Raw genomic sequence first — 14,814 nt, 5'->3', positions numbered from 1 at the left:
ACCCGCCCGGATGACGTCCGGGCGGCCGGTTAAACGATTTGTCAGCGGGGCGTGCGGCGGCGATAGTCCCTCAGTGACCTCAGCCGCCGCCTCCACGCCGTCCCCTTCGCAGAAGGGCTCGCGCCGCCCCGCCTGGGCCGGACGCAACTACACGCTGCTGGCCGTGTCCGCCTTCGTGACGACCCTCGGCGCGCACGGCGCGCTCATCGCGTCCGCGTTCGCCGTGCTCGACGCGGGCGGCGACGGCGGTGACGTCGGCCTCGTGGCCGCGGCACGCACCCTGTTCCTGGTGGTCTTCCTGCTGGTGGGCGGGGCCGTCGCCGACCGGCTGCCGCGGCACCACGTGATGGTCGCGGCCAACGCCCTCAACTTCCTCTCGCAGGGCGCCTTCGCGCTGCTCGTCCTCCAGGGCGACCCGCGGCTGTGGCAGATGATGGCGCTGAGCGCGCTCGGCGGCACCGGGCAGGCGTTCTTCAACCCGGCGGCCGAGGGCATGCTCATGGCGTCGGTCACCGGCGAGCAGGCGAGCCGCGCGTTCGCGATGTTCCGGATGGCGATGTCCGGCGCGGCGGTGGGCGGCGCCGCGCTCGGCGGTGCGATGGTCGCCGCGATCGGGCCCGGCTGGGTGCTCGCGGTGGACGCCGCGGCGTTCGCGGTGGCGGGCGCGCTGCGGATGTTCCTCGACGTGAGCCACATAGCGCCGCGCGCACCGGGCGGCGGCCTGCTCTCCGACATGCGCGACGGCTGGCGGGAGTTCATCGGGCGCCCCTGGCTGTGGACGATCGTCGCCCAGTTCTCGGTGGTTGTCGCCGTGGTGGGCGCCGCCGAGTCGGTGTTCGGCCCGCTGGTGGCCCGCGACGAACTCGGCGGGGCCGGGCCGTGGGGTCTCGCGCTCGGCGCGTTCGGCGTCGGCACGATCCTCGGCGGGCTGCTCATGATGCGCTGGAAACCGCGGCGCCTGCTGTTCGCGGCGACGCTCTCGGTCTTCTCCCTCGCCCTGCCGTCGGCGGCGCTCGCGGTCCCCGTACCGCTGCCGGCCCTGGTCGCCGTGATGTTCGTCAGCGGCGTCACCATCGAGATCTTCGGCGTCTCGTGGATCACCGCGCTGCACCAGGAGATCCCGGAGGAGAAGCTCTCCCGCGTCTCGGCCTACGACTGGTTCGGCTCGGTGGCGATGGTGCCGCTCGCGACGGCGCTCGCGGGACCCGCGGAGTCGGCGTTCGGCCGCACCCCGGCGCTGTGGGGCTGCGCGGCGCTCGTCGTCCTCGCCACGACGGCCGTCCTGTTCGTCCCCGACGTACGCAATCTGCGGCGCCGGGAGACGTCCACGGAGGTGGCCGTGTCCACGGCCCAGGAGCCGACGGGCATGACCGCCCCGCAGGACCTCACCCCACGCTGAACGAACCGCCCGGCGGCTCCGGCGACGGCACCGCGTCCCCCTCGGCGACCGGCCGGGCGTCGCCGACGAAGCGGCGCAGCCCCGGGCCGTGCTCGACCCGGGCGGGGAACGCGTCACGGGCGGTGCGGCGGGCCAGCTCGGGCACGTCGAGCTCGGCCTGCGAGGCGATGAGCACGGCGTTGCCGAAGCGCCGGCCGCGCAGCACGGCGGGCTCGGCGACGAGCGCCAGATGCGCGAACACGCCGCTGAACGTGGCCAGTTGGGAGCGCAGGAAGGCGAAGGGCGCACCGTCCGCGAGGTTCGCGGCGTAGACGCCGCCCGGCCGCAGCACCCGGTCCGCCTCGCGCGCGTACCCCTCGGTGGTCAGGTGCGCGGGCACCCGCGATCCGCCGAAGACGTCGGCCACCAGCACGTCCGCGCTGTCCGCCGGGGCGGCCTCCAGCCAGGCGCGCGCGTCGGCTCCGTGCACGTCGACGCCCGCGCCGGCCGGCAGCGGCAGGTGCTCGCCGACCAGCGCGAGCAGCCCACGGTCGGCGTCGACGACCTGCTGGCGCGATCCGGGCCGGGTGGCGGCCACGTAGCGGGGCAGGGTCAGCGCGCCCCCGCCGAGGTGCAGCACGTCGAGCGGCCACCCGTCCTCGGCGACGCTGTCCAGGACGTGTCCGAGGCGCCGCGCGTACTCGAACTCCAGGTGCGTCGGCTCGTCGAGGTCGACGTAGGACTGCGGCGCCCCGTCGACCGTGAGCAGCCAGGCCCGCCGTCGGTCCACGTCGGGCATCAGCTTGGCGACGCCGTGGTCGACGGTGCGGGTGACGGGTATCGGCTCGGCGTACTCGGGGTCGGGTGCGTTCACCGCTTCATTGTGCCGGGGCCCGGGGCGGCATGGGCCGCTCCGCTCGGTCACCGCGTGCGAGCGCGGGCCATTTCCGCCGCGCCCCAGCCGGCCGGTCACCGCCCAGGGCGCCGCGCCCCAGCCGGTAGGTCACCGCCCAGGGCCTGCCCGCCACCGCGGCCTCCGCCGCCGAGAACCGTCGTGTCGGCGGAGGGTGTGAGGCACCGCTGGAGGGCGGGGGCCCGGGGCCCCCGCCCTCCGTCACGTCACTCCACGGACGTCACCGTCCCCGCCCCGACGGTCCGCCCGCCCTCGCGGATCGCGAAGCCGAGCCCCGACTCGAGCGGGACGTCGCGGCCGAGCTCGACCGTCACGGTGACGGTGTCGCCGGGCCGCGCGACGGCGGCCTCGCCGAGGTCGATGTCCCCGACGACGTCCGCGGTGCGCAGGTAGAACTGCGGCCGGTAGCCGGTGGCGACGGGCGTGGAGCGCCCGCCCTCGGCCGCCGACAGCACGTACACCTGCGCGGTGAAGCGGCGCGCGGGCCGCACGCTGTCCGGCGCCGCGACGACGTGCCCGCGGCGCACCGCGTCGCGGGCGACACCGCGCAGCAGCAGCGCCACGTTGTCCCCGGCCTGCGCCTCGTCCATCGGCTTGCCGAAGGTCTCGACGCCGGTGACGACGGTCTCCACCTCCTCCGCGGTGCCGTACACCCGCACGCGGTCGCCGACGCGGACCCGGCCGCGCTCGACCGCCCCGGTGACGACGGTGCCGCGCCCGCTGATCGTCATGACGTTCTCGACCGACAGCAGGAACGGCGCGTCCACGTACCGCTCCGGCATCGGCACGTACGTGTCCACGGCGTCGAGCAGCGCCTCGACGGACGCCGTCCACCGCGGGTCGCCCTCCAGCGCCTTGAGCCCGGAGACCCGGACCACCGGGACGGAGTCGCCGCCGTAGCCGTGCGCGGAGAGCAGGTCGCGGACCTCCAGCTCGACGAGGTCGGTGAGCTCCTCGTCGCCCGCGTCCGCCTTGTTGATGGCCACGACGATGTGGTCCACGCCGACCTGCCGGGCGAGCAGCACGTGCTCGGCGGTCTGCGGCATGATCCCGTCGAGCGCGGAGACGACGAGGATCGCCCCGTCGAGCTGGGCCGCGCCGGTCACCATGTTCTTGACGTAGTCGGCATGGCCCGGCATGTCCACGTGCGCGTAGTGCCGGGTGTCGGTCTCGTACTCGACGTGCGCGATGTTGATGGTGATGCCGCGCTGCGCCTCCTCGGGCGCCTTGTCGATCCGGTCGAACGGGACGAAGGTGCCCGAGCCGCGCTCGGCGAGGACCTTGGTGATGGCGGCGGTCAGGGTGGTCTTGCCATGGTCGACATGGCCCATGGTGCCGATGTTCAGGTGCGGCTTGGTGCGCACGTATGCCGTCTTGGGCATGGCTGGGGGTGTTCCTTTCCGGAACAGAAAAGTGAAGCCTCCATGTGCTGAGGCGGGGACCCCTGGGCCGGACCGACCCTCCCCCTGCGGGGTCCGCCGGAATGTCCGGAGAGGGTCAGCTTCGCGCGCCGTCGACGGCTGCTGCGACAGAACCAGCGAGAAAAGCGGCAGCCTGAGCAGCGCCCGCGACTGCGGACGGTGCTGCGAGGAAGGCGTGCCGGAACATGAGGCAGATCCTCGCCGACGCGACGTCGCACGTCGAATGGTTTTTCGCGCCTTAATGAGGGGTGCCCTACAGGACGCCTATGGCTCTACGTTCTTCAGCGCTTCCCGCACGGAAAGCGGCGCGAGCACGTCCCGGTGGGCGACGACGAAGGCCCGTACGGCGCCGGGGTCGGTCTTCGCGTACTCGCGCAGGGCCCAGCCGATCGCCTTGCGCACGAAGAAGTCGGGGTGCCCGGCCCGGCGCAGGCAGTACCCGAAGAGCCGCTCCGCGTCGGTCGCCTCCTTGTAGCGGAGCTGGTGCAGCAGCGCGGTGCGGGCGACCCAGAGGTCCGGGTCCTCGCTCCAGGCGTCCATGGTGGCCGCCAGCTTCGGATCCGCGGCGACCAGGCCACCCACTACGTGGGACGCGAGGAGGTCGACGGTGTCCCACCACGGGACCGTCGTGATCAGCTGCCGCGCGACGGCCAGGAACGGCGAGGTCAGCCGGCGTCCGTGGCGGCGCAGCCAGTCGATGGCGAAGTACGCGTACTCTCGCTCGGGCAGCGCCCAGCAGCGCAGCGCGACGGCGGTCAGGTCGCGCTCGTCTGGCCGGGGCAGCCCCTCCAGGACGGTCCGTGACAGCTGCCGTCGCTCGGGCGAGGGGATCCCGAGGAACGGGGCGACGTCCTTCATGTAGGCGCGCATCGGTGCCGCCCGCTCGGGGTCGGCGGCAGCCCCGTACACGTCCGTGAGCCGGGACATCACGGTGTCGGCGAGAACGCTGGGCGGCGCCGCGATGACGGCCATGTGACTCTCCTCGCACGAGGGGCAAGAGCCGGAAAAGTGAGACACAACCTACGGCGATCTTATGTATCCGTCAGTTAGTCTCCCCGGATGTTCGAGACCGTCCCCGCCCGTCCCGCCGGGCTCGCCGCGCGCTGCACCCGGGTGCTCCTGTCGCCCTGGTCGCGGCTGTCGCTCCTGGTGATGCTGCTGGCCGCGGGCGCGACGAGCGTGCTGCTCTTCGAGCCGCAGCGGATCCTGGCCGACGGCTGGCCGCCGCAGGTGAGCGGGGCGGCGGCGGTGGTCCTGTTCGCCGTGGCGTACGGGCTGTGCACGGTGGCGTTCGTGCCGCGTCCGCTGCTCAATCTGGCGGCGGGGGCGCTCTTCGGTTCGCAGCTGGGGCTGCTCGGGGCGATCGGCGGGACGGTGCTCGGCGCCGGCATCTCGTTCGGCCTGGGCCGCTTCCTCGGCCAGGAGGCGCTGCGCCCGCTGCTGCGCGGCCGCTGGCTGAAGGCGGCGGACGGCCAGCTGAGCAGACACGGCTTCCGCTCGATGCTGGCGGCCCGCCTCTTCCCGGGCGTCCCGTTCTGGGCGGCGAACTATTGCGCGTCGATCTCCCGCATGGGCTGGCTCCCCTTCCTCCTGGCCACGGCGCTCGGCTCGATCCCGAACACGGCGGCGTACGTGATCGCGGGCGCCCGCGCGTCGACGCCCACGTCCCCGGTGTTCCTGATCGCGATGGGCTTCATCACGGTGACGGGTGTGGCGGGCGCGGTCGTGGCCTGGCTCAAGCGCCACAAGCTCAGGGGCTCCGCGGACGCCGCCTGAGGACCGCGCTCCGTCCGCGGTCCCCGCTCAGAGCGCTTCCAGGACCGTGGCGTTCGCCAGTCCTCCGGCCTCGCACATGGTCTGGAGCGCGTACCGCGCCCCGCGCGAGCGCATCGCGTGCACCAGCGTCGTCATCAGGCGCGTGCCGCTCGCCCCGAGCGGATGGCCGAGCGCGATGGCCCCGCCGTGCACGTTCAGCCGGGCCGGGTCGGCGCCGGTCTCCCGCAGCCAGGCAAGGACCACGGCGGCGAACGCCTCGTTGACCTCGAACAGGTCGATGTCGCCGAGCGTCAGGCCGGCCCGCCTGAGCACCTTCTCGGTCGCCGGGATCACCCCGGTCAGCATGAGCAGCGGATCCGATCCGGTGACGGCGAAGCTGTGCAGCCGGGCGATCGGGCGCAGTCCGAGCCGGGCCGCGTTCTCGCTGCTGGTGATGAGCACGGCGGAGGCGCCGTCGTTGACGGGGCTGGCGTTGCCGGCGGTCACGTTCCACGCGATCTGCGGGAACCGCTCCTCGAACGCGGGGTCGTAGTACGCGGACTTGAGCCCGCCGAGCACCTCCAGGGACGTGCCGGGCCGCACCGACTCGTCCCGCGTGACGCCCTCCAGCGGGGCGACCTCCGCGTCGAAGAGCCCGGCGTCCCACGCGGCGGCGGCCTTGCGGTGCGAGCCGACGGCGTACGCGTCCATCTCCTCGCGCGACAACGACCAGCGGGCGGCGATGAGTTCGGCGCTGATGCCCTGCGGCACGAGGCCCTCCGGGTAGCGCGCGGCGACGCCGGGGCCGAACGGGTCGGCGCCCGCGGGCACGTTGGACCACATCGGCACCCGGCTCATCGACTCGACACCGCAGGCCACGACCATGTCGTACGCGCCCGAAAGGACACCCTGCGCGGCGAAGTGCACGGCCTGCTGGGAGGAGCCGCACTGGCGGTCGACGGTGGTGGCGGGCACGGACTCGGGGAATCCGGCGGACAGGACGGCGTACCGGGTGGTGTTCATGGCCTGTTCGCCGACCTGGTCGACGGTGCCGCCGATGACGTCGTCGATCAGCGCGGGGTCGACTCCGGCCCGGTCGACGAGGGTGCGCAGGGTGTGCGCGAGGAGCTGGACGGGATGGACGCCGGACAGGGCACCGCGCTCGGGCCTGCCCTTTCCGACGGGGGTGCGAACGGCTTCGACGATGACGGCGTCACGCATGGCGCATGCCTCCGGAACGGTGGGAGTTACGCATGAGTAGGAATTTCCAACTCACCATAGCGAGGCGAGTTGGAAAAACAAACCCTCTACCGCCCAGGCCCCTACACTGAGCGCATGCCTGCCGCCGCCAAGGACCCCCGTCCCTGCTCGATCGCCGACACCCTGGCCGTGGTCGGCGAGAAGTACTCGCTGCTCGTGCTGCGCGAGGTGTGCCTGGGCAACGGCCGGTTCGACCGGCTCGTCCGCAACATCGGGGCGCCGCGCGACATCCTCGCCACACGTCTTCGGCGCCTGGTCGACGCCGGGATCCTGGAGAAGGTCGCCTACCAGGAGCGCCCGCAGCGCTTCGAGTACCGGCCGACGCGGGCGGGCCTCGAACTCGAACCGGTCCTGATGACGCTCATGGCGTGGGGCGACCGCCATCTGCGCGACGGCGACCGCCCCATGGTCATCGAGCACAAATGCGGGCACGACCTGGTGCCCGCCGTGACGTGTTCCGCGTGCGGCGAAGAGGTCCGCCACGACGACCTCAGGGCGCACCCCCAGACCCCGGGGTGGACGACGTCGGGCCCCGAGGCCGCTTAGACCCGGGGATCTAGGACAGAACCTGTCCCACATCCCTCCTACGGTGAGCATCACACGGGTGAGCACACCACTTGGAGGGAATCTTCATGATCCTCGTCATCGGCGCGACCGCACAGTTCGGACGGCAGACAGTGGAGACGCTGGCGGACGCCGGGCGACAGGTGCGGGCCCTGTCCCGCACTCCGGAGCGGGCCGGGCTGCCGGACGGCGTCGAAGTGGTACGCGGGGACCTCACCGATCCCTCGACGCTGGCGCCCGCGCTGCACCACGTGACCGAACTGCTCCTGGTCCTGCCCTACGGGATGGACGTACGGCCGCTGCTTGACCAGGCGCGCGGGGCAGGGGTTCGGCACGTGGTGTTCCTGTCCTCCGGGGCCGTCGTGGACGGCGCGGACGAGCAGCCCGATGTGATCGCCTCCTACCACGCGCGGGTGGAGCGGGAGATTCGGGCGACGGGCCTCGCGTGGACGTTCCTGCGACTGTTCTTCCCGGCGGTCAACTCGCTCTCCTGGGCGATGCAGTTGAAGGGCGGCGACGTGGTCCGCGGCCCGTACGCGGCGGCGGCCGCCTCGGCGGTGCACGAGCGTGACGTGGCGGAGGCGGCCGCCGCGGTGCTCGGCTCCCCCGAACACACGGGTCGCGCCTACGAGTTGACGGGCCCGCAGTCGCTCACCCAGACCGAGCAAGTGGAGGTCCTCGGCCGCGCCCTGGGCCGGGACCTGCGCTTCGAAGAGGTGCCGGACCAGGCCGTGCGGGAGCAGCTCAGCCAGTTCATGGACGCCGACTTCGTAGGGGCGCTGCTGGACCTGATGGCGGCCACGGCCGGCAAGCCCGCAGCGGTGAACGACACCGTCGAGCAGCTGACCGGGCACCCCGCACGCCCGTACACGCAGTGGGCCGACGACCACCTGGCGGACTTCCGCTGACGCACGGCAGCAGAAGGCCCGTCCGGGGATCCCCCGGACGGGCCTCGGCGGAGCTCAGTGGCTCTGATACACGTCCAGGCGCCCGCACATCCCGAACCTGCCCCGCGCGGACGGGACTTCGGACCGTACGGCCGCGTCCGCGAGATATCCGGCGTCGCCCGCCGCGAGCCGGTCGAGCTGGTGCCCCGTCGCGGCGGACGCCGCGGCGGCCCCCCGCTCCCATCGCGCACGCCACTCCTCGGTCCGGTGCCGTACGAGGGCTGCCGCCGCCTCGTGGAAGGCGGGCAGCTCCTTCGGCTCCTCGCGCAGCCGCAGATACCCCTCGACCGCGAGGTCACGGCGTGCCCGCGCCACCCGTTCCTGCTCCGCCTCCGAGGCGTCGGCGGGGATGGCGGTGGCGGCCGCGTACGTCTCCGGGTCGGTCAGGTACCGCGGCGGCAGCGTGAGTACGGCGTCACCCGCTTCCGGCAGGCCACTGTTCTGCATGAGGACGACGATGCGCAGGCCGCCGTCCTCGTTGACGAGCCGGTGGATCGTGCCCGGCGTGAACCAGGCGACCGTCCCGGCGGCGAGCGGCGTCTGCGCGAACCCGGAGGCGGTGAGCGTCTGCACGGCACCCCGGCCCCCCGTGACGACATACCCCTCGCCGCACGTCAGATGCAGGTGCGGGGTGCCGCCGCACAGCCCGTCGGCCGCCGGCCAGTCGTAGACGGACAGGTGCGAGACACCGACGCCGCCGGGCAGACCGGCGAAGAGTTCCGGGCTCACCACGCGTGCTCCGCGAGGTACTTGGCGATCTCCTCCCGCTCCCACCGCCCGTCCGCGACGACGACGCGGTAGCGGCGGCTGAGGGTCTCGCCGGGTTCCAGGACGAGTTCGTCGAAGTACGCGAAGGAGGGCGCGACGGCGGCGAAGGGTTCGTTGCGCACGAACCAGTGCGCCGGATGGCCGCCCCGCTCCCCCAAGTGGTCGTTCTCCTCGGCGTGTTCGAAGACGAGCGTGGCATGCCCGTCGACTCCGTCGTGCTCGCCGCTGTACGCGAGCCAGGGCGCCTGAGTCCCCATGATCTGCGGGCCTTCCGCGTCAGCGGTCAGCACCCGGCCGTCGCGGAAGGCGCGCGGGCCGCGCCAGAACAGGCCGGTGTAGCCCGCGAGTTCACGTCCGTGCGTGGTCGGGCTGCCGAAGCGCAGCGGCTCGGCGCGGCGGTTGGTGATCGCGCTGGACCAGGTCAGCGCCCAGGAACCGGCCGCCGTGTCGACGTCCCGCACCTCGACACGGCGCTGCTCGTCGGCCCACAGTTCACCGTCGTACGGGTGCCAGGTCAGGCGCTCGGCGAGGGTGACGGTACCGTCCTCGCGGGCGGTGACCTCGTCGAAGGCGACGTGCGCCATGGAGCCGACGCGCTCGGGCAGGGCCCGGTAACCCTCGCCGCGCACATAGCAGTTGCCGCCCCACAGGTTCTGCCCCGACAGGTGCGAGGCGGTCATCTGCAGGCCCTTGTGCCAGCGGTGGTCGTTGGGCCGGTAGTCGGTGACGGGAGCGCCGCTCAGCGTCCTGATGGGGTGCAGGTAGGGCTTGGGCGCCTCCCACGCGGCCTCGGGACGGTACACGTAGGAGAACAGCTCGACGCCGGTGGCGGGTTCGGTGACGGTGATCCGGTCGCCGTGGGCGTGGACGACGCGCAGGGCTTCAGGCACGGGAGGCCTCCTGGGTGGGCGCCCAGCCGGGGGCGCCGCCGTGCAGGGCGGTGTAGTACGGGTCACCGGGGCCGATCTCGCCGGCGCGGACGGTGGCGTCGGTGAACGCCGACTTGTAGAGCGCGGAGATCAGCTCCAGGCTGGTGCGGCCGTCGGGCCCGCTGCTGCGCGGGCGCTCGCCGGCCCGCATCGAGGCGACGAGTTCGCGCAGCTGGGCGAGGTGGGAGCTGGGCACGTCGGCGCCGAAGTCCCGCCAGGAGGCGGCGAGTTCGGCCGGGACGTCGCGGGCCGGGGTGACGACCCAGTCGCCGTTGCCGTACCCGTACAGATGCGTGAGCTCCATGGTGGCGTGCTCGCAGTCGATACGGATGCGGCTGACCTCGTCGGGGCTCAGGACGCTGTTGACGATCGTGGCCATCGCGCCGCTCTCGAAGCGCACGAGGGCGGTGGAGACGTCCTCGGTCTCGACGTCGTGCACGAGCCGGCCCGCCATGGCCCGCACCTCGGACCACGGGCCGAGGATGTCGAGCATCAGATCCATCTGGTGGATGCCGTGCCCCATCGCCGGGCCGCCGCCCTCGGTGGCCCAACGCCCGCGCCAGGGAACGGAGTAGTAGGCGGTGTCCCGGTACCAGGTGGTCTGGCAGTGGGCGACGAGCGGGCGTCCCACGTCCCCCTTGGCGAGCAGCTCGCGCACGTGCCGCGCGCCCGAGCCGAACCGGTGCTGGAACACGATGGCGGCGTACGGCCCGCCGTCGGCGCCCTCTTCGGCCTCGATGGCGTCGAACTCCTCCAGCGAGGGCGTCGGCGGCTTCTCGCACCACACCCAGGCGCCCGCCCGCAGCGCGGCGACGGTCTGTTCGCGGTGCAGGGTCGGCGGGGTGCAGACGGTGACGAGATCGGGCTGCTGCTCGTCGAGCATGCGCTGAAGGTCGGTGTACGGGTGCGGTATGCCGCCGTCCGCGCAGAACCGGCGTACGGCGTCGTCGTCGATGTCGACGGCCGCGACGACCTCCACCTCGCCCTCGTCGGCGAGCTGCTGGAGGGCCGGCAGATGGCTGCCGCGCGCGATGCCGCCGGCGCCGATGACGGCGGCCTTGAGGCGGTGGGTGCGGGGGCCGGAGCGGTGTGGTGCGGGTGCGCTGCGCATGGGCGCTATCAACACTCCATCGGTGTCTCGGTGGAACGGTGGCTCGGTCTTCCGTGGGACGGCAAGCGGATAGCAAGCGCTTTCCCCGCGTCGACGCTAAGCGGGGCGAAGGGGCGGGTCAACAGGGCGGCGGGGATCGATTTCCGGTCGGCAGGGCAGCCGAGCAGGCGCCGGCCGGGCTCGGGCGACGGCCGGGCGGACCGCACGAGGGCGCGCCGACGGCCACCGGCTTCGGTCTCGCCCGCGCACAAGAGGCGGGGGTTGCGCCGCCACCGGACGTTCGGGACGACGCGGGCGCGGGAGGGGATACGGTCCGGCAGCGCGACTCCGCGGGGCGCCTTCTTCGACGAAGGGCGCGGTGTCGGCAGTCCCGGTCGGCCGGGCCGCGCCACCGGTCCCTCAGCGCGGGGGCGGGGCGCGGGAGCGGACCTCAGCGCGGCGCCAGTTCGCCGGTGGCGTGCTCGGCCCGGCGCAGCCCCGGCGCCAGCGCCACCGTCACCCCCACCGACACGGCCGCCATCAGCGCGATGGCCGTCCGGGGTGACGTGGTCTCGGCCAGGGCGCCCGCGAGGAGCGCGCCGACGCCCTGCATCGTGAGCATGCCCGCGGTGTGCAACCCGAGGGCGTGACCGCTGAGTTCGTCCGGGGTGAGGGCGAGCAGCTGCTCCTGGAGGAGCAGGCTCGCCGCGAAGCCGGTCGAGGCGACGGCGGCCGCGATCAGTGCGAGCGGGAGCGCGGGGCCGGTGGCGAACAGGAGGTACGGGACGGCGAGGAGGAGACGCAGCGGGGCGCCGAGACGGGCCCGGAGGCGGGGCGGTACGAACCGTCCGACGAGCGTGTCCCCGGCGAGCATGCCGCACGCCGCGCACGCGTAGAGCAGGCCCGCGTGCGCGGGGTCGTACGGGACGAAGAGGGCTTCGCAGCCGACGATCAGGCCGTTGGGGACCCACAGGGCGAGGTAGACGGTGCGGCGCGGGGGCGAGGCCCACAGGCGGGCGTTGTCGCGCATCGTCGCCGCGAGCGAGGGCCGGCCCGCGGCGCGCGCCGGGCGCCGGGTCAGTCCGAGGCGGGCGACGGTCGCCGACAGGGCGTAGAGGGCGGCGGCGAGCAGCAGTGTGCCGCGCGGGGACGTGACCGCGACCAGGACGCCACCGAGTGCGAAGCCGAGGATCTGGCAGGCGCCGGCGCTCATGTTCACCACGGAGCGGCCGAGCAGGTAGCCGTCCTTGGCGAGGATGTCGGTGAGCAGGCCGTAGCGGACGCCGCCACCGAGCGCCGCGGGCACGCCCTGCGCCAGGACGACGGCGAGTGCCGCCGCCGTGGGCAGGCCCGGCGTGGCCTGGACGGCGGTGGCGACGGCGAGGAAGGCGGCCAGTCCGGAGAGGGCCGCGCGGGGCGGCAGGCGGTCCGCCGCCGACAGCAGGGTGAGCGCGCCCACGACCTGAGCGAGGGACGGCCCGAACATGGCGAGCGCGGACAGCAGCGGCGACCCGGTCGAGGCGTAGACGAGGGAGCCGAGGGCGAGGCCCGCGACCGTCTGGGCCGCGACCTGGAAGGCACCGGCGACGAAGAACGGCGTGAACTCTGGGGTGGCGAACAGGTCTCGATAGGTGCGCAGCGCAGGAGGCATGGAGGGAGGCTGCGGGGCGGCGAGGGACGGGCGTTAATGTTTCGCGCACCGGCGAAACGACAGGACGGGGGCGCGGGCATGGGGGTCTGGCAGGTCGACGCCGACACACTCGCCGACAGCCGGTTCGTCGTCTCGTCGCTCGCCGAGACGACGGCGAGCCTGAAGAAGCTGGCCGCGCCCGTCGCCGCCCACCCCGGCGAACGGCGCTGGCTGGACACCTGTCTGCCCGCCTACCGCGCCCGGCTCGCCGCGGATCCGGTCACCGCGCTGCTGGTCGACGCGATGTTCGGGGCGCGGTGGAACGCCGACTTCATCACGCCCACCCCGCACGGCGCGCAGGAGGACGATCTCGCGGACGGGCTCGCCTGGATCCGGGCGACACCGCCCGCCACGGTCCGCGCGCATCTGGCGCTCTCCGCGTCGGGGCCGCTGCCCGAGGCGCTCGCCGGAGCCGACGACCTGGCGGAGCGCGCCGCGTCGCTGCTCGCGTGGGTGTGGTGGGAGACCGTACGGCCCGAGTGGCCGCGCCGGCGCCGGGTGATGGAGGCCGATGTGCTGGCGCGGACCCGGGAGTTGACGCGGGGCGGCTGGGCGGCGGCGTTCGGCGGGATGCGGCCGACGATGGGCTGGGAGGGCGGCGGGCTGCTGCGGATCAACGCGCACGACTACCCGCCGCGCGACATCTCGGGGGCCCGGCTGCTGTTCGTCCCGGTCACGCCGAAACAGGGCTGGGTGTCCTGGGAGACGGCGCCGCCGCGCGGCGGCCCGGACCGGTACGCCGTGGTGTACCCGTGCGCGGGGGCGCTCGCCGACGCCGACAGCGCGCCGCCGCCGGCCGGGCTCGCCGTGCTGATCGGGGCCGCCCGCGCGCACGTCCTCACGCTCCTCGACCATCCGCTGACCACGACGCAGCTGGTCGCGCTGACCGGCCAGGGCCTCGGGTCGGTGGGCCGGCACCTGAAGGTGCTGCTCGACGCGCGGCTCGTAGGACGGCGGCGGGCCGGCCGCTCGGTGCTCTACTACCGCACGCCGGCCGGCGAGACCCTGCTGGCCGCGCAGGACGACGCCGCTCGTCCGTGACCCCGATCCGGTCCCCCGTGGCGAGCTCGTCACTTTCGGGCGCTACGCTGCCCCGCGTGCGCCCGTGGCCCGTTCGGGTGACGGCGCGCACAGCCCTGTCTGGCCCGCGTCCGCGGCCGGTTCCCCCCAGCACCTTGGATCGCGTACTCCTCCATGTCTTGGTTCGAATCATTCATCCTCGGACTCGTCCAGGGGCTGACGGAGTTCCTGCCGATCTCGTCGAGCGCCCACCTGCGGCTGACCGCGGCGTTCGCCTCGTGGAGCGACCCGGGGGCCGCCTTCACCGCGATCACCCAGCTCGGCACGGAGACGGCGGTGGTCATCTACTTCCGCAAGGACATCGCGCGGATCATCTCGGCGTGGTTCCGCTCGCTCACGGACAAGACGCTGCGCGGCGATCACGACGCGCAGATGGGCTGGCTGGTGATCGTCGGCTCGATCCCGATCGGTGTCCTCGGCGTCACGTTCAAGGACCAGATCGAGGGCCCGTTCCGTGACCTGCGGCTCACGGCGACGACGCTGATCGTGATGGGTGTCGTCCTCGGCATCGCCGACCGTCTCGCGGCCCGCGACGAACTGGGCGGCAAGCACCGGGCGGTCCGCTCCCGCAAGGAACTCAAGGACCTCTCGGTCAAGGACGGCCTGATCTACGGCCTCTGCCAGGCGCTGGCCCTCATCCCCGGCGTCTCCCGCTCCGGCGCGACGATCAGCGGCGGCCTCTTCCTCGGCTACACCCGCGAGTCGGCGGCCCGCTACTCGTTCCTCCTGGCGATCCCGGCGGTGCTCGCCTCCGGCGTCTTCGAGCTGAAGGACGCGAGCGAGAGCGGTCACGTGTCCTGGGGCCCCACGGTCTTCGCGACGATCATCGCGTTCGGCGTCGGCTACGCGGTCATCGCCTGGCTCATGAAGTTCATCTCGACCCGCAGCTTCATGCCCTTCGTCTACTACCGCATCGCCCTCGGCATCGCGCTGTTCGTCCTGGTGAGCATGGGCGTACTGAGCCCGCACGCCGCGGAGTCGGCGGGGTAGCGGCCCGCCGGTGCCCACGCCGCTTGAGG

General features: G+C 73.4%; 14 protein-coding genes. 6 read left to right on the top strand and 8 right to left on the bottom strand.

Features of this window, described 5'->3' with window-relative positions; all coding sequences use genetic code 11:
• The first annotated feature begins 73 nt into the window (after positions 1-73).
• The gene (locus AB0L37_RS17090) at positions 74-1,399 is read left to right on the top strand and encodes an MFS transporter (protein WP_365505246.1); all 1,326 of its coding nucleotides are present in this window, start codon (positions 74-76) and stop codon (positions 1,397-1,399) included.
• Here the strand turns inward: AB0L37_RS17090 and AB0L37_RS17085 are convergent.
• From AB0L37_RS17085 to AB0L37_RS17075, 3 genes are all read right to left on the bottom strand, one after another.
• The gene (locus AB0L37_RS17085; protein WP_365505636.1) at positions 1,386-2,177 is read right to left on the bottom strand and encodes a fused MFS/spermidine synthase; all 792 of its coding nucleotides are present in this window, start codon (positions 2,175-2,177) and stop codon (positions 1,386-1,388) included. The genes AB0L37_RS17090 and AB0L37_RS17085 overlap by 14 nt on opposite strands.
• A gap of 320 nt (positions 2,178-2,497) precedes the next feature.
• Positions 2,498-3,673, bottom strand: a complete 1,176-nt coding sequence (tuf, locus tag AB0L37_RS17080; protein ID WP_365505244.1) for an elongation factor Tu — start codon at positions 3,671-3,673, stop codon at positions 2,498-2,500.
• A 303-nt stretch (positions 3,674-3,976) separates the two neighbouring features.
• Positions 3,977-4,684: a DNA alkylation repair protein gene (locus tag AB0L37_RS17075; protein WP_365505242.1), complete on the bottom strand. Its 708-nt coding sequence runs from the start codon at positions 4,682-4,684 to the stop codon at positions 3,977-3,979.
• Positions 4,685-4,771: 87 nt separating this feature from the next.
• Here AB0L37_RS17075 and AB0L37_RS17070 point away from each other — a divergent pair, with 87 nt between their 5' ends.
• On the top strand, positions 4,772-5,488 hold the full coding sequence (locus AB0L37_RS17070; RefSeq protein WP_365505240.1) for a VTT domain-containing protein: 717 nt from the start codon (positions 4,772-4,774) through the stop codon (positions 5,486-5,488).
• A gap of 27 nt (positions 5,489-5,515) precedes the next feature.
• Here the strand turns inward: AB0L37_RS17070 and AB0L37_RS17065 are convergent, their stop codons facing one another.
• Positions 5,516-6,688, bottom strand: a complete 1,173-nt coding sequence (locus tag AB0L37_RS17065) for a thiolase family protein (RefSeq protein ID WP_365505238.1) — start codon at positions 6,686-6,688, stop codon at positions 5,516-5,518.
• Between the two features lie 114 nt (positions 6,689-6,802).
• Between AB0L37_RS17065 and AB0L37_RS17060 the strand changes: the two genes are divergently transcribed.
• Both AB0L37_RS17060 and AB0L37_RS17055 read left to right on the top strand, forming a co-directional pair.
• Positions 6,803-7,273 carry a helix-turn-helix domain-containing protein gene (locus tag AB0L37_RS17060; protein WP_365505236.1) on the top strand — a complete coding sequence of 157 codons (471 nt, stop codon included), beginning with the start codon at positions 6,803-6,805 and terminating at the stop codon, positions 7,271-7,273.
• Positions 7,274-7,359: 86 nt separating this feature from the next.
• The gene (locus AB0L37_RS17055; protein ID WP_365505234.1) at positions 7,360-8,199 is read left to right on the top strand and encodes an NmrA family NAD(P)-binding protein; all 840 of its coding nucleotides are present in this window, start codon (positions 7,360-7,362) and stop codon (positions 8,197-8,199) included.
• A 54-nt stretch (positions 8,200-8,253) separates the two neighbouring features.
• On the opposite strand, the gene AB0L37_RS17050 is transcribed toward AB0L37_RS17055, so the two are convergent.
• From AB0L37_RS17050 to AB0L37_RS17035, 4 genes are all read right to left on the bottom strand, one after another.
• Positions 8,254-8,970, bottom strand: a complete 717-nt coding sequence (locus tag AB0L37_RS17050) for a cupin (RefSeq protein ID WP_365505232.1) — start codon at positions 8,968-8,970, stop codon at positions 8,254-8,256.
• The gene (locus tag AB0L37_RS17045; protein WP_365505230.1) at positions 8,964-9,896 is read right to left on the bottom strand and encodes a PmoA family protein; all 933 of its coding nucleotides are present in this window, start codon (positions 9,894-9,896) and stop codon (positions 8,964-8,966) included. The genes AB0L37_RS17050 and AB0L37_RS17045 overlap by 7 nt, the downstream gene beginning before the upstream one ends.
• Positions 9,889-11,046, bottom strand: a complete 1,158-nt coding sequence (locus AB0L37_RS17040; protein ID WP_365505228.1) for a Gfo/Idh/MocA family oxidoreductase — start codon at positions 11,044-11,046, stop codon at positions 9,889-9,891. The genes AB0L37_RS17045 and AB0L37_RS17040 overlap by 8 nt, the downstream gene beginning before the upstream one ends.
• 430 nt (positions 11,047-11,476) lie before the next feature.
• Positions 11,477-12,664 (bottom strand): MFS transporter, encoded by a 1,188-nt coding sequence (locus tag AB0L37_RS17035; protein WP_365505633.1) that lies wholly within the window; start codon positions 12,662-12,664, stop codon positions 11,477-11,479.
• Between the two features lie 90 nt (positions 12,665-12,754).
• Between AB0L37_RS17035 and AB0L37_RS17030 the strand changes: the two genes are divergently transcribed.
• A complete protein-coding gene (locus tag AB0L37_RS17030; RefSeq protein ID WP_365505226.1) occupies positions 12,755-13,756 on the top strand; it encodes a helix-turn-helix domain-containing protein in 1,002 nt (333 codons plus the stop codon).
• A gap of 153 nt (positions 13,757-13,909) precedes the next feature.
• A complete protein-coding gene (locus tag AB0L37_RS17025) occupies positions 13,910-14,785 on the top strand; it encodes an undecaprenyl-diphosphate phosphatase (RefSeq protein WP_365505224.1) in 876 nt (291 codons plus the stop codon).
• Positions 14,786-14,814: the final 29 nt, after the last annotated feature.

The organism is Streptomyces sp. NPDC052225 (genome assembly GCF_040679615.1).
Taxonomy (GTDB): domain Bacteria; phylum Actinomycetota; class Actinomycetes; order Streptomycetales; family Streptomycetaceae; genus Streptomyces.
This window is presented reverse-complemented; position numbering and strand designations above follow the sequence as displayed.